This window comes from Nonomuraea sp. 3-1Str (assembly GCF_031570565.1).
Lineage (GTDB): Bacteria > Actinomycetota > Actinomycetes > Streptosporangiales > Streptosporangiaceae > Nonomuraea.
In genome coordinates, this window is record NZ_JALHBK010000002.1 from 626,751 (window position 1) to 640,962 (window position 14,212).

General features: G+C 71.6%; 11 protein-coding genes and 1 pseudogene. 2 read left to right on the forward strand and 10 right to left on the reverse strand.

All coding sequences use genetic code 11. The annotated features are described in order from the left end of the window. Positions 1-11: 11 nt before the first annotated feature. The 6 genes and pseudogenes from MTP10_RS06740 to MTP10_RS06770 all read right to left on the reverse strand — a co-directional run bounded on the left by MTP10_RS06740 (position 12) and on the right by MTP10_RS06770 (position 5,940). Positions 12-1,496 (reverse strand): APC family permease, encoded by a 1,485-nt coding sequence (locus MTP10_RS06740; protein ID WP_310708129.1) that lies wholly within the window; start codon positions 1,494-1,496, stop codon positions 12-14. 30 nt (positions 1,497-1,526) lie between these two features. Further along, complete coding sequence (locus tag MTP10_RS06745; protein ID WP_310708130.1) at positions 1,527-2,159, reverse strand: GPP34 family phosphoprotein; 633 nt, start codon at positions 2,157-2,159, stop codon at positions 1,527-1,529. 280 nt (positions 2,160-2,439) lie between these two features. Continuing rightward, positions 2,440-3,128, reverse strand: a pseudogene (locus tag MTP10_RS06750) (alpha/beta fold hydrolase). 50 nt (positions 3,129-3,178) lie between these two features. Further along, positions 3,179-3,931: a glucose 1-dehydrogenase gene (locus tag MTP10_RS06760; protein ID WP_310708133.1), complete on the reverse strand. Its 753-nt coding sequence runs from the start codon at positions 3,929-3,931 to the stop codon at positions 3,179-3,181. After that, entirely contained in the window at positions 3,915-5,276 is a 1,362-nt protein-coding gene (locus tag MTP10_RS06765; protein WP_310708134.1) for an MFS transporter, read from the reverse strand. The genes MTP10_RS06760 and MTP10_RS06765 overlap by 17 nt, the downstream gene beginning before the upstream one ends. 85 nt (positions 5,277-5,361) lie before the next feature. Beyond that, positions 5,362-5,940 carry a TetR family transcriptional regulator C-terminal domain-containing protein gene (locus MTP10_RS06770; RefSeq protein WP_310708135.1) on the reverse strand — a complete coding sequence of 193 codons (579 nt, stop codon included), beginning with the start codon at positions 5,938-5,940 and terminating at the stop codon, positions 5,362-5,364. A 148-nt stretch (positions 5,941-6,088) separates the two neighbouring features. On the opposite strand from MTP10_RS06770, the gene MTP10_RS06775 reads away from it, so the two are divergent. Together MTP10_RS06775 and MTP10_RS06780 are read left to right on the forward strand one after the other, a co-directional pair. After that, entirely contained in the window at positions 6,089-8,041 is a 1,953-nt protein-coding gene (locus MTP10_RS06775) for a beta-galactosidase (RefSeq protein WP_310708136.1), read from the forward strand. A gap of 157 nt (positions 8,042-8,198) precedes the next feature. Beyond that, complete coding sequence (locus tag MTP10_RS06780; protein ID WP_310708137.1) at positions 8,199-8,393, forward strand: DUF5999 family protein; 195 nt, start codon at positions 8,199-8,201, stop codon at positions 8,391-8,393. Positions 8,394-8,586: 193 nt separating this feature from the next. On the opposite strand, the gene MTP10_RS06785 is transcribed toward MTP10_RS06780, so the two are convergent. The 4 genes from MTP10_RS06785 to MTP10_RS06800 all read right to left on the reverse strand — a co-directional run bounded on the left by MTP10_RS06785 (position 8,587) and on the right by MTP10_RS06800 (position 14,083). Further along, complete coding sequence (locus tag MTP10_RS06785; protein WP_310708138.1) at positions 8,587-10,938, reverse strand: LuxR C-terminal-related transcriptional regulator; 2,352 nt, start codon at positions 10,936-10,938, stop codon at positions 8,587-8,589. Positions 10,939-11,061: 123 nt separating this feature from the next. Continuing rightward, entirely contained in the window at positions 11,062-11,874 is an 813-nt protein-coding gene (locus tag MTP10_RS06790) for a carbohydrate ABC transporter permease (protein WP_310708139.1), read from the reverse strand. After that, the gene (locus tag MTP10_RS06795) at positions 11,871-12,785 is read right to left on the reverse strand and encodes a sugar ABC transporter permease (RefSeq protein WP_310708140.1); all 915 of its coding nucleotides are present in this window, start codon (positions 12,783-12,785) and stop codon (positions 11,871-11,873) included. The genes MTP10_RS06790 and MTP10_RS06795 overlap by 4 nt, the downstream gene beginning before the upstream one ends. Further along, positions 12,782-14,083 carry an extracellular solute-binding protein gene (locus MTP10_RS06800; RefSeq protein WP_310708141.1) on the reverse strand — a complete coding sequence of 434 codons (1,302 nt, stop codon included), beginning with the start codon at positions 14,081-14,083 and terminating at the stop codon, positions 12,782-12,784. The genes MTP10_RS06795 and MTP10_RS06800 overlap by 4 nt, the downstream gene beginning before the upstream one ends. Positions 14,084-14,212: the final 129 nt, after the last annotated feature.

Below are 14,212 nucleotides of genomic sequence, written 5' to 3' on the forward strand. Positions count from 1 at the left end.
CTCCTCGCGGATCAGCGGGCGATGTCGTGGAGGGTCGCGGCCTTGGCTCCCAGCCCGACCCGGGAGTAGACGGCCGGCTGTCCGCTGCGCAGCACCAGGGCCCACAGCAGGCCCACCACGGCCGCGCCCGCGTACACGCCGGGCAGGATCCAGGCCAGCGGGTCGCCGTCCGGCACGCCGAGGACCGTCGAGAAGTTGGTGACCGCCAGGTACACCATGACGGCCAGCGCCGCGGCGGCCGGGACGGGCGCGACCAGCCGGCGCCAGACGTCCTCGCCGCTCGGCTGCCGGGAGAAGAAGGCGATGACGGCGACGGAGGTGGCGAAGACCAGGAGGAGCACCCCGAAGCCGCCGAAGGAGCCGCCGTAGAAGAAGAGCTGGACCAGCGGGTCCAGGCCCAGTGCCGCGTACCCGACGATCACGAGGAAGCCCAGCGTGCTCTGCGCGATCGAGCCGGCCTTGGGCGCCCCGGTGCGCGGCCGGGTGCGGCCGAACACGGCGGGCAGCACGCGCTCGCGGCCGAGGGCGAAGAAGTAACGGGCCGTGGTGTTGTGGAAGGAGATCATCGCCGCGAACAGGCTGGTGACGAAGAGCACCCGGGCGAGGTCCACCACGGTGGCGCCGAGGTGCGTCGCGGCGATGGTGAAGATCGTCTCGGCGCCGTCGCGGCGGGCGACCGCGACGATGGCGGAAGGGCCGGTGGCGACCGTCATCGCCCAGGCGGACAGGGCGTAGATGCCGGCGATGACGGCGACCGAGGTGTACGTGGCGGTCGGCACCGTCCGGCGGGGATCGCGGCTCTCCTCGGAGAAGACCACGGCCGACTCGAACCCGACGAAGCCCAGCGTGGCCGTGATCAGCAGCGCGCCCACCCCGGGCACGAACAGCGCGCCCGGCGACAGGGTCTCCAGCGAGAGCCCGGCCGGGGCCGGCCCGGCGAGGTCGGCCACGTCGAACAGCAGGATCACCGCGACCTCGGCGGTGAGCAGGACGGCGAGCAGCCGGCCGTTGATGTCGATCCGCATCACCCCGAGGACCGCGACCAGCGCCCACGCCACCAGCGACAGCACCCACCAGGGCGGCGAGACGCCCGTCCACCGCTCGACGAGGGGGGTGGCCGCCGCGCCGAACGCCCCGTACAGGCCCACCTGGAGCGCGTTGTAGGCGATCAGCGCGACCCAGGCCGCGGCGATGCCGGCCGGACGGCCGAGGCCCCGGCTGATGTAGGTGTAGAAGGCTCCGGCGTTGGCCATGTGCCGGGCCATGGCGACGTACCCGACGGCGAAGACGGCGAGCACGGCTCCCACGGCGAGGAAGGCGACGGGCAGGCCGGTGATGCCGGTGACGGCGTAGGCGGTGGTGACCACGCCGGCGACCACGGTCAGCGGAGCGGCGGCCGACAGCACGAAGTACACGACGGACGGGGCGCCGAGCCGGTCGGCGGCCAGGGCGCCGGCGATGGGGTCCGGGCGGGTGGTCGAGGGGGCGACGGGCATCCGATACCTCTCTGGGGGTTCAGCGGGGGGTCAGGTGCGGTAGGTGAGGACGGCGTCGCCGACGGCCGCGCTGACGTGGCGGCTGAGGTCGCTCAGGGGCTGCGGCATGGCCGCGAGGACGGCGGTCAGGTGGCGGTGCGCTTCGGGCCGGTGGCCGGTGTCCTCGACGACGGTGTCGGTCATGCCGCAGGCGTCCACGAGTGCGGCCAGCAGCATGTCGTACGGATTCAGCGGCCGGCGGCGGACCAGTGAGAGGCGCAGCCGGGTGGACGGCCAGACGGCCGGCCCGAACTCCGTGGCGAAATACCGATTCTGTTTGTGTTTCAACAATTTAGGAGTCACGCATTCCAGCAGCCCGATACCCAGCAGCCGGCCGGTCACGTCGGGGAGGGAACGCTGCGCGAGGTACGCCAGCCAGGTACGCACATCGGTGTGCTGGGGCGAATTAGCGATATCGGCGAGGATGCCGTCGGCGACGCGTTCGCGGAGCGGCAGGCGGTCGAGAAGCTGGAGCCGCGCGCCGCGCACCGTGACCCGGTTCTCCAGCACCAGCTCCCCGAGCAGGGCTCCGGCCAGGCCCAATGTCAGCCCCTGGAGGTAGAGGCGCGGCTTGCCTGTGCCCGTCGTGTCCCACACGATGAGGAAGAAATCATCCGCCAGCAACCGGGTTCTCCCGCCGAGAGAGCATTGACGGGGGGCGAACAGAGTGCGTTCCCAGGAGGGACGGCTGGATCGGTTCGCTCACTATCGCCCTTAATGGATGGCCGGTTTAGGAAAGCGCCCGCGGGTGGCGCGGAAATGTTTATCAAGAACGCCATCTCCGCGGCTAGGCCCCGCTAACCGACACACCCGCGTAGCGGATGCATTAATGCTCTATATGACGATTTATCCGCCTTAATCAAGATCGTCACCTTGGCCTCTGGCGTCCCAGGAGCCCCCGGGCTCAGCCCTTGAGGAACGCGGTCAGGGCGGCGGCCAGCTCGGCGGGGGCCTCCTCGGCCATGTGGTGACCGGAGTCGACGCCGTGGCCGCGCAGGTCGTCCGCCCAGTCACGCCACAGGGCGAGCGGGTCGCCGTAGAGGTCCTCCAGGTCGTCGCGGACGGACCACAGGACCAGGGCGGGGCAGCGCAGCCGGGCGCCGGCGGCCCGGTCGGCCTCCTCGTCACGCCGGTCGACGGTCAGGCCGGCGCGGTAGTCCTCCAGCATGCCCCGCACGACGCGGGGGTCGCGGGTGGCCCGGCGGAACTCCGCGTGGTTGGCGTGTCCCATGGCATCGGGGTCGCCGTCGTACCAGGCGTCGGGGTCGGCGTTGATGACGCGTTCGGGGATGCCGGGCTGGGCGAAGAAGAACCAGTGCCAGTAGAGGGCGGCGAACCTCGCCGTCATGCGGGACAGGTGCTCGGTGATCGGTACGCAGTCGAGCAGGGCCACGCGCGTGACCGCCGCGGGGTGTCGGGGCAGGCGACCGTGAATCCCGCCCCGACCAGGCGAGGGGCGACGCGGTGCCACGTGGCGGAGGTGCGGGGATGGCCGTGCAGCAGCACCACGGGTGGCCCCTGGCCCGCGTGCCGGAAGAAGACGGGCACCTCGCCGTCGAGCCGCACCTCGTCGTCACGGAATCCTTCGATCATCAGCGGCACCTGTCCGCCGCGCCACCGGCCGAACCCGCCCCACGGCCGCGTCAGAGGGCGGCGCCGCCGTCCACCACCAGGTCGTGGCCGACCGCGAAGCCGGCCTCCGGCGAGGCGATCCAGAGGATCGCGCCCGCCGCCTCCTCCAGAGTGCCGACCCGTCCGGCGGGGAGCGCGTCGCGCATCCGCTCCGCGCGGTCCGCCTCCGTCTCACCCGGGCGCATCGACATCGTCGTGTCGTGCGCTCCCGGGCTGACGACGTTGATCCGGATCCCCTGCCGGATGTACTCCAGGGCCGCCGTGCGCGTCAGCGCGGCCACGGCCGCCTTGCTCGCCCCGTACGCCCCCAGGCCGGGGAGGCGCTGGTGGGCGCCGATCTGCGAGGCGATGTTGACGATGACCCCGCCGCCGGCCGTGAGCATGTGGGCGATCTCGTACTTCATGGACAGCATGACGCCCGTGGTGTTGACCGCGAAGGTGAAGGCCCAGTCGTCCTCGTCGATCTCGGCTGCCTGCCCCGCCGTGAAGACCCCGGCGTTGTTGACGGCGACGTCCAGCGACCCGTACGTCGCGACGGTCCCGGCCACCAGCCGCTGCACGTCCGCGGCGCGGGTCACGTCGGCCGTGATCGCGGCGGCCCGGCCGCCGGCCTCCTCGGCCAGCTTCACGGTCTGCTCCAGCGGCTCCCTGCTCCGGCCGGCGACCACGACGCGTGCTCCCTCGCGGGCGAAGGCGAGCGCGGTGGCCCGGCCGATGCCGGAGCCGCCGCCGGTGACGAGCGCGACCTTATCTGCGAACCTCATGACGATCCTCTCGGTTGTGGGTGTTCTCGTCGCGCGGGCTGCGGCCGGCGAAGCCGGTCAGCGCCGCGGTCAGGATGAAGAGCAGTGCGGTGGCGGCCAGCGCGAAGCCGTATCCGTGGGTGACGGCGGCCGGATCCCGATGCGGGCCGGTGCGTGCCGCGGCGAGGGCCGCCAGCGCCGCCAGCCCGACGGTCGGCCCCACCTCCATCGCGGTGTTGACCAGCCCGGCCCCGAGCCCGTCCTGGCGGGCGGGCACGCCGTCGAGCGCCGTCACGGTCGCCCCCGACAGCGCCAGCCCGGAGGCGACCGGGAAGAGCAGCAGCCCGGCGAGCACCACTCCGGCGTACGGGGTGCCCGGCTCGATCAGGCTGAGCAGCCCCATGGAGAGCGCCCCGAGTCCGAGCCCGCACACGGTCACCGCGCGGGCGCCGAGGCGCCCGATGAGCCGTCCCGACACCGGCCCCATGGCCAGCACCAGCAGGTACGGGGCGAACGCGGCGCTGGTCTGCAACGGTGTCAGGCCGCGTATCTGCTGGAGCCAGAGCGTCAGGAAGAACGTGGTGGTCGCGCTGGCGGCGGCCGTGACGAGGACGGCGACCAGCGCCGCGGACCGGCGGGGCGAGGCCAGGAAGCCCAGGGGGAGCAGCGGTTCGGCCGCGCGGAGCTCCACGGCGGCGAACGCCGCCAGCAGCAGCCCGCCGGCGCCCGCCACGATCGGCGCGGCGTACAGCAGTCCGAAGCTCAGCGTCACCATGCCCGCGGTCGCCAGGACCGCTCCGGGCACGTCGAGCCGCGGCGCCCGGCCGGAGGTCCCGCCGGCAGCCCGGTCCGGGAGCAGCCGGGCGGCGGCCATGACGGCGGCCGAGGCCGCGATCGGGATGGCGAACGCCCATCGCCATGACACCAGGGCGGCGATCACACCGGACAGCAGGCTGCCCGCCGTCGCGCCGGTCACCGACAGCGTCCCCCACACGGCCATCGCCCGTGGCCGGCGCTCCTCCTGCACCACCTGCCGGACCAGCGCCATGGCCGCCGGAGCCGTGATCGCGGCCCCCACGCCCTGGGCGAACCGCGCCAGGAGCAGGACGAGGTGCCCGGGCGCCAGCGCGGCCGCGGCCGAGGCGACCCCGAACACGGCCACGCCGGTCAGGAACGCGCGGCGGTGCCCGTACAGGTCGCCAAGCCTTCCCCCGAGCAGGAGCAGGCCGCTGAACGACAGCCCGTAGGCCGAGTTGAGCAGCGCCAGGTCGGCCGGATCCAGGCCGAGCTCACGCTGGATGGACGGGAGCGGGACGACGAGGAGCGTGATCGACGCGATGAGGACGACTTGAGAGCCGGCGAGCACGATGAACGCCGGACCAACCGAACTAGACCGTTCGTTCCAGATAGAGGGCATGGCAAGGTCTTCCTCGTCTTCCAGAGGGGAGGCTTCAGAGCAGGCTGAGGGCGTGGGCCGCCGCGTCGCGCATCCGCGCCGGGTCGGCCGACGCCTTGCCCATGACGCGCATCCCCTGCAGCAGCACCATGAGGAACCTGGCCAGCGCCCGCGGGTCCCGGTCCGGGGCGAGCTCGCCCTGCGCCCTGGCCCGGATGAGCGCCGAGGTCAGGGCCGTCTCCAGGCCCTCCCAGTTGCGGTCGACGAACCGGGACACCTCCTCGTCGCGCGGCATCAGCTCGGCCGCCGCGTTGACGATCATGCAGCCGCGTTTGCCCTCGTCGCTGGACGACTGCCGGGCGTACATCTCGACCAGCTGCCGGACGGCCGGCAGCGCCGGGCCGGGTTGGGACAGCATCTCGATCGGCGACGGGCTCTGCGCGTCCAGGTAGCGCTGGAGCGCCTTCATGTAGAGCTCGTGCTTGCCGCCGAACGTCGCGTACAGGCTGGCCCGGCCGATGCCCAGCCGCTCGACCAGGTCGGCCATCGAGGTGCTCTCGTAGCCCCGCTCCCAGAACAGCTCCAGTGCCGCGTCGAGCGCCGCGCTGGGGTCGAACTCCTTGCTCCTGGCCATGCTCGAACCCTAGCCCTTACTGGAACGATCGGTCAATTCAGGTGATGTCAACGCGCGGACCGCCCTTGTCCCGGACGAAGAAGAACGTTTTAATACACCCTGGCGCGGCCACGCGTCCCCGAACGCCGTCCCCGCGAGGAGCCCCCCTGTGATCGTCTACGGCGGCGACTGGAACCCCGAGCAGTGGTCCGAGGAGACCTGGGCCGAGGACGTCGCCCTCATGCGCGAGGCCGGGGTGAACCGGGTCAGCGTCGGCATCTTCTCGTGGGCGTTCCTGGAGCCGGAGGAGGGCAGGTTCGACTTCGGCCTGCTCGACAAGGTCATGGACCTGCTCCACGCCAACGGCGTGCAGGCGTGCCTGGCCACCCCGACGGCCGCCCCGCCCCCGTGGTTCGGCCACACCTATCCCGAGGCGCTGCCCGTCGACGCCGACGGCCGCAGGCTGTACCACGGCAGCAGGCAGGGCTTCTGCCCCAGCTCGCCGATCTACAAGGAGCGGGCGCTGCGCATCGCCGAGCAGGTGGCCCGGCGCTACCGCGACCACCCGGCGCTGGCCATGTGGCACATCCACAACGAGTACGGCTGCCACAACGCCCGCTGCCACTGCGACGCCTCCGCCGCCGCCTTCCGCGTCTGGCTGCGCGGGCGCTACGGCACCCTCGACGCGCTCAACGACGCCTGGGGCACCGCCTTCTGGTCGCAGCGCTACAGCGACTGGGAGCAGATCCTGCCGCCCCGGGCGACCCCCACGTTCACCAACCCCGGCCAGCAGCTCGACTTCCGCCGGTTCAGCTCCGACGCGCTGCTCGACCTCTTCCGGGCCGAGCGCGACCTGCTCGCCGGCATCACCCCCGGCGTCCCCGCCACCACCAACCTCATGGCCGGGATGCACTGGGAGATGGACTACTGGTCGTTCGCCCCCGAGGTGGACCCCGTCGCCACGGACCACTACCTCATCGGCGAGGACCCCCACATCCACCTCGCGTTCTCCGCCGACTTCGCCCGCTCGCTGAGCGGCGGCCGCCCGTGGCTGCTCATGGAGCACTCCACCAGCGGCGTCAACTGGCAGGGATACAACCGCGCCAAGCGGCCCGGCGAGATGCTGCGCAACTCCGTCCAGCACCTCGCCAGGGGAGCGGACGCCATCATGTTCTTCCAGTGGCGGGCCTCCCGGGCCGGCGCCGAGAAGTGGCACTCGGGGATGGTCCCGCACACGGGCACCGACACGAAGATCTGGCGCGAGGTGACCGCCCTCGGCGCGCTGCTCAAGGACCTGGCCGAGGTGGAGGGCAGCACGGTCACCGCCGACGCCGCCGTCCTGCTCGACTACGCCAGCGTCTGGGCGGAGGACCACCCGGCCCAGCCGACCGCCGACCACGACCCGGTCGAGGTGATCCGCCAGTGGTACGGCGCACTCTGGAAGGCCGGCGTCACCTGCGACGTCGCCCACCCGGAGGGCGACCTGTCCGCGTACAAACTGCTCGTCGTGCCCGCCCTCTACCTGATCAGCGACCGGGGCGCGGCCAACATCGAGCGGTTCGCGGCGGCCGGCGGCACCGTCCTCGTCGGCCCGTACAGCGGGATCGTGGACGAGCACGACCGGGTGCGGCTGGGCGGCTACCCGGGGGCGTTCCGCGACCTGCTCGGGGTGACGGTCGAGGAGTTCTTCCCGCTCGCCGCCGGCGAGTCGGTGACGCTCGCGGGCGGAGGCGCCGGCACGGTGTGGAGCGAGCTCGCGCGCGCCACCACCGCGAAGGTCCTCGACGTCCACACCAGCGGGGAGCCCGCCTGGACCCGCAACGCGTGGGGCGACGGCACGGCCCACTACCTGACCACGCTGCCCGACGGCGACCTGCTGGGCCGCGTGGTGGCCGAGGTCTGCGCGGACGCCGGGGTCGGCACCACGTCCCATCCGGGTGTCGAGCTCGTACGGCGGGCGCACCCGGACGGCCGGTCGTACCTGTTCGCCATCAACCACACGGAGGCCGGCGCGACGGTGCCGGCCACCGGCGTCACGCTCCCCGGCGGCCTGCCGGTGGACGGCGCGCTCACGGTCCCCGCGGGGGAAGTGCGCGTCGTCCGCGAGGCTCCGCCCGCCTGACCGTGCGGTGCCTCCCGCTCGACCGTTTCCTGACCTGACTACGTAGGTACTGGCGTCTAGGTACCGAAATAGGGATTTATCCCGTGGCTCTGTTGCCGTGCGCCGGGCAAGCTGAGTGCTTAGACATTGGCTCAACCGAAGGAGAGAGGTACGAGCCATGTGCCAGCACCAGCCGCCGTGTCCACCGGCGGACGACCCGAGTCACGACGCGGCCCGCCTGGTCGCCTTCCATCCCGAGCAGGGATGGGGCCTCCTCTGCAACGGCGTGGTGATCTTCGAGGACACGGGGGAGCTGCTGCCGGACGGCCGGAGCATCTCCACGGGCCCCGTGTGCTGTGGAACGGCCGCCTGAGGCGGCGCGTGGAACGGCCGCCTCAGGCGGCGGAGCGCGAAAGGAACAGGTATCCCGTGCGCAGGATCCAGATCCGCAAGTCCAAGAAGCCGAGCACCGGAGACCCCGGCCCCGACCTGCGGACTCCATCCGGACGCCGCCTGCCGTACTGACCGGGCGCGCCGCCCCGCGGATGAGCGCCGTGGGGGACGCCTCAGCCCGAGCCGCCGTCGTGCTCGTTCATCCAGACCGCCACCTGGGCCCGCGAGCGGAAACCGAGCTTGCTCATGATGTGCTCGATGTGACTTTCCGCGGTGCGCTGCGAGATCACCAAAGCCGAGGCGATCTCCTTGTTGGTCAGGCCCCGGGTGACGAGCCGGGCGATCTCCATCTCCCTCCGGGTGAGGGGTGCGGACCCTCCCTTGGAGGCGGGGCGCTCGCCGCCGCCGCCGGTGGGCTCGCCGACGCGTTCGTCCCTCTGGAGCGCGTAGTCGAGCGCGTCGTCGTACGACAGCCGGGCGCCCTCCTCGAAGGCCGCCTCGAAGGCGGACCGGCCGAGCGCCTCCCGGGCGAGGCGCTCGCAGTCGTCGTGGTAGCGGGCCAGGTGGCCGTAGCCGGACAGCGGCGCGCCGATCGCCTCCCACACCGCCCGTAGGGCGCCCAGCAGCCGCGCCGCCCGCTCGTGGTGCTGCTCGGTGGCGGCGATCCAGGCCAGCACCTCCAGGTTCATCCCGGCGCCGAGCGGGTCGCCGACCGCGCGGTTGAAGGTCAGGCTCTGCGTCTCCAGCTCGAAGGCCCGCCGCGGGTCGCCCTGCCGCCACACGTCCACGCCGAGCGCCATCATCATGTACGCCTTGTGCCAGCCCTCCCCGTGCGCGTCGGCCAGGGCGAGGCACTCGTCGCCCATCGCGATGGCACGCGCGGAGTCGCCGCGGAAGGAGTGCGCCAGGGAGAGCCGGATGAGGGCCAGCGTGGTGCCCACCGGGTCACCCGTGGCGCGGTGCCGGGCCAGGGCCTGCTCGTAGAGCTCGATGGCCGTGTCCGTGTCGCCCTCGTACATGGCGACCATCCCGGAGTACAGCGAGACGTAGGCGAGCACGCCCTCCAGCTCCAGCCGCTCGCCCAGCGTCTGGCTCTCCTTCAGCAGCGCCGCGGCGGCCGGGACGTCGGCCTGGATGATGGCCAGCCAGCTTCCGGCCCACAGCGCCCGCGCCCGCGTCTCGGGGCTCCCGGCGCCGGCGGCGAGCGCGCGGTCCAGCCAGCGGCGGCCCTCGCCCAGGTAGTAGCCGGTGATCCAGTGGTAGAGGAGGTCGGCGGCCATCTCCAGGCAGGCCCCGGCCTCCTCGGCGTTGTCGAGGCAGCCTTGGAGCGCGGCGTGCAGGTTGGCGTGCTCGTGGCGCAGCCGGGTGAACCACGACACCTGCGACGGCCCGAACAGCTCCGCCCGTGCCTGGGCGGCGAGCTCCCGGTAGTAGGCGCGGTGCCGCCGCTGCAGCTCGGCGTCCTCTCCCTGGGCGGCGAGCCGTTCGAGACCGTACTGGCGGATGATCTCCAGCAGCCGGTAGCGGACCCGCGAGCCGTTCTCCTCCCTGATCAGGATCGACTTGGCGACCAGCCCGCACACGAGGTCCAGCACCTCCTCGCGGTCGATGCCGGCGCCGGAGCAGACGGCCTCGGCGCCCTCCAGGTCGAGGCCGCCCGCGAAGACCGACGCGCGCGCCCACAGCAGCCGCTCCTTCTCCGAGCACAGCGCGTAGCTCCAGTCGATGAGGGCGCGCAGCGTCTGGTGGCGTGGCGCCTCGGCCGGCGACCCGGCGGTGAGCAGCCGGAACCGGTCGTCCAGCCGGTCGAGGAGCTGCCGGACCGACAGGGCGCGCAGCCGGACGGCGGCCAGCTCGATGCCGAGCGGCAGGCCGTCGAGCCGGTGGCAGATCTGCAGGACGACGTCGCGGTTGTCCTCGGTGAGGGCGAACGACGGCAGGACGGCCATGGCCCGCTCGGTGAACAGGCGCACGGCGTCGGAGCGCGCCAGCGACTCGATGGACAGCTCCGACCCGTCGGTGTCCGGCACGGACAGCGTCGGGACCGGCATGATCCGCTCACCCGCGAAGCCCATCGCCTCGCGGCTGGTGGCCAGGATGTGCAGCCGGGGCGCGGCGCGCAGCAGCTCCTCGGCGAGGACGGCGCACGCGCGGACCAGGTGCTCGCAGTTGTCCAGGATGATCAGCGCGTGCTTGTCGCGCAGGTGGTCGGCGAGAATCCGCAGCGGGGGATCGGCGCTCTGGCGGCGGATCTCCAGCGCCTCGACCACGACCTGCGCCAGCAGGTCGGGGTTCTCCAGGGAGCCCAGCTCCACGAACCACACGCCGCCGCGGAAGTCGCGGGCCACGTCGAGCCCGACCCGCAGGGCGAGCCGGGTCTTGCCGACGCCGCCCACCCCGGTGAGCGTCACGGTCCGTGACGTGGACAGGAGTCGCTTGACCTCGGCCACCTCGTGCCGACGCCCTACGAAGCTGGTCACCTCGGCGGGCAGCCTGACGTACTGCTGCCGCCTGGACTCGTTCATCGCCAGCATCATGAATGCCCCGCCGGCCCGGGCCACCGGGTATCACCCGGGCCTTCACTTCAGGTTATGCGCTGGTCACCGCCGGTGGGAAGCCGGGGAGGGCCCGCCCGGGGGCGGGCCCGCTCATCCCTTGAGGCCGCTGGCGAAGCCCTTGATGACGTACCGCTGGAGCAGCAGGAACGCGACGACGATCGGCAGCGCCCCGAGCACCAGGCCGGCGAAGACCAGGCCGTGGTCGGAGACGTACTGGCCGACGAAGGCGAAGACGCTCACCGGGATCGTCTCGAATCCCGACCCGCCCAGGTACAGCAGCGGGGTGAAGAAGTCGTTCCAGATGAACACGGCGTTGAGGATCAGCACCGTGCCCGTGATGGGCCGCAGCAGCGGGAAGACCACCTTGGTGAAGGCGGTGAAGTGGGAGGCGCCGTCGATCTGGGCGGCGTGGGCGTAGTCGCGCGGCAGAGCCCGGATGAAGCCCGTGTAGAGGAACACGGTGAACGGGAGCTGGATCCCCGTGTAGAAGATGATCATCCCGGTGTGGGAGCCGATCAGCCCGAGGTCGGTCACGAGCTGGTAGAGCGGGATCATGCCGAGCTGGAACGGCAGCACGATGCCGAGCAGGAACAGCACGTACAAGCCGTAGCCCATCCGGCTCTTGGCGCGGGCCAGGTAGTAGGCCGCGAACGAGCCGAGCGCCACCAGCGCGACGAGGCTGACCACGGTGATCACCGTGCTGTTGACCAGCGACGGGCCGAGCGCGGCGGCGGTCCACGCCTTGCCGAAGTTGTCCAGTGTGGGCGGCGAGGGCAGCGACAGCGGGGTGTGCGAGATCTGCGCCGGGTCCTTCAGCGACAGCGTGATCAGCGCGTACACCGGGAAGAGGAACGCCACGGCCACCGCGACCATGACGATCTCCAGGAGAAACGTCCGCTTCACTGGGCCACCTCACGGTTGCGGAGATAGTAGAGCTGCACCATCGACACGGCCGCCACGAACAGCGCCAGCACCAGCGCGATCGCCGTGCTGTAGCCGAACTTGCCGAAGACGAACGCCTGCTTGTACAGGACCGTCGAGAGCGTCTCGGTGGCGTAGCCGGGGCCGCCGTTCGTGGCCGCGAAGACCTGGTCGAACAGCTTGAGCCCGCCGATCGTCGACAGCATCAGGTTGATGGTCAGCGACGGCGCCAGCAGCGGCCAGGTGACGTAGCGGAAGCGCTGCCACGTCCCCGCGCCGTCGATCATCGCCGCCTCGTGCAGCTCCGGCGGGATCCCCTCCAGCCCCGCCAGGAAGATGACCATCGAGTAGCCGGCGTACTGCCACACCACGGTGCCGGCGATGGACCACAGCGCCAGCGACGGGTTGCCGAGCCAGTCGATGTGGGTGCCGAGCAGGCCGTTGAGGCCCGCCGTCGGATCCGGGTTGTAGATGTACTTCCACAGGAAGGCCACCATGACCGGGCTGACCACGACGGGGGCGAAGAACACCACCCGCAGGACGGCACGGCTCTTCAGCTTGACGTGCACGCCGAGCGCGAGGAGCAGCCCCACGCCGTTCTGCACCGCGACGATGGTCACGGTCAGCAGCAGCGTGTTGCCGATCGAGCCCATGGCCTGGTCGTCGTGGAACATGGCCGTCAGGTTGGCCAGCCCGACGAAGGACTTCTCCTCGCCGATGCCGCTCCAGTCGGTGAAGGCGTAGAACATGCCGGCCAGGCTCGGGTACAGCACGACGGCGGCGTACACGAGCAGGGCCGGCAGGGCGAAGATCCACGAAGGGGTGAGCGAGCTGAACCTCCCCCACGGCCGGCGGGCCGTGGAGGGGAGGCTCCGGGCGACGTCCGTGGTCACTTGGCGTACGCCTCGTCCATCTTCTTGAGAGCGTCGTCGATCTTCGTCTTGCCGGCCAGCAGCTCCTGGACGACCGCGAAGTGCACGGGCTGCACCTCGGCGTTCGGCCAGCGCTGGTCCATGAACGGCACCGCGCGGTCCTTGGTGAACGGCAGGAACGACTGCACGGCCGGGTCGATGGTGGAGCTGGAGTCCTGGGTGAGCGGGATGGCGGAGATGGCCTTGGCCCAGCGGTTGATGCTCTCCTGCTTGCCGAGGAAGTCGATGAACGCCTTGGCCTCGGCCGCGTTCTTGCCCTTGGCGGCGGCGCCCAGGCCGACCACCACGCCGGCGGGGATCCACACCTGGTCGGCGGAGTCGGCGCCCGGCACGGGGAACATCGACAGGTCGTCGGGCGTGGCGGCGGCCTTGCGGAAGTCGGGCAGCACGGCGGAGACCTGGATGGCCATGGCCGCCTTGCCGGTGGCCACCATCGAGGTCTGCTGCTCGAACGTGGTGCCGTTGGGGTTGTCGTTGAAGAAGCCGCGCTTCTGCAGCTCCAGGTACATCTCCATGGCGTCGCGCCAGCCCGACTGGGCGAAGCTGGCCTGCCCGGCGAGCTGCTTGTCGTCGAAGGTGGGGTCCTTGGCGTACACGGTGGAGGGCACCAGCGCGTACGTGATGAGCTGGGTGACCCACGGCGTCTGGGCGCCGAGCGCGATCGGGGTGATCCCGGCCTTCTTCAGCTTGTCGCACACGGAGAGGAACTCGGTCCACGTGGTGGGCGGCGCCTCGATGCCGGCCTTCGCGAACGCCTTCTTGTTGTAGACGGCGCCGATGACCGAGGAGCCGGCCGAGTACATGTAGGTCTTGCCGTCCATCTGGAAGGCCGGCTTGAACCCGGTCGGGATGGTCTGGGTCCACGCCTGGTCGGACAGGTCGGCGAGCAGGCCGGCCTTGGCGATCTGGCTCATCGACATGGCGCTGCCGTTGCCCGGGTAGACGACGTGCAGGTCGGGGGCGTTGCCGGCGCCGAGCTGCGTACGGACCGAGGTCTGCACCTGGTCGGTCGGCGCGAAGGAGGTGGACAGGGAGACGCTGGGCTTGGCCTGCTTGTAGGCGGCGACCAGCTCGTCCATGGGCGCCTTCTGGTCGGCGACGCCGACGAACCTGAGCTGGGTGGCGGCGGGCCGGCCGCCCTGCGCGGTGGTGGCCTCCGGCTTGGTGGAGCAGGCGGTGGCCGCGGCGGCCGCTGCGAGCCCGCCCATCATGCGGAAGAACTGGGCGCGGCTCATGCGGGCTTCGCGTAGGTCGGTCATGGGGTCTCCTCCGTACAACTCCCACGCGGCGGGGGGTGGGGTGGCATGCGAACGTTTTAATTGGGAGGGTCGTTGATGCGCTGCGGTTACGGGCGGCATCGGGGGGTGGCGTTAAATCTAACGCTAAAA

Bases quoted from the DNA above. Each gene is read 5' to 3' on its own strand.
- MTP10_RS06740 (WP_310708129.1), bottom strand. From the start codon at position 1,496: ATGCCCGTCGCCCCCTCGACCACCCGCCCGGACCCCATCGCCGGCGCC.
- MTP10_RS06760 (WP_310708133.1), bottom strand. From the start codon at position 3,931: ATGAGGTTCGCAGATAAGGTCGCGCTCGTCACCGGCGGCGGCTCCGGC.
- MTP10_RS06770 (WP_310708135.1), bottom strand. From the start codon at position 5,940: ATGGCCAGGAGCAAGGAGTTCGACCCCAGCGCGGCGCTCGACGCGGCA.
- MTP10_RS06780 (WP_310708137.1), top strand. From the start codon at position 8,199: ATGTGCCAGCACCAGCCGCCGTGTCCACCGGCGGACGACCCGAGTCAC.
- MTP10_RS06785 (WP_310708138.1), bottom strand. From the start codon at position 10,938: ATGAACGAGTCCAGGCGGCAGCAGTACGTCAGGCTGCCCGCCGAGGTG.
- MTP10_RS06800 (WP_310708141.1), bottom strand. From the start codon at position 14,083: ATGACCGACCTACGCGAAGCCCGCATGAGCCGCGCCCAGTTCTTCCGC.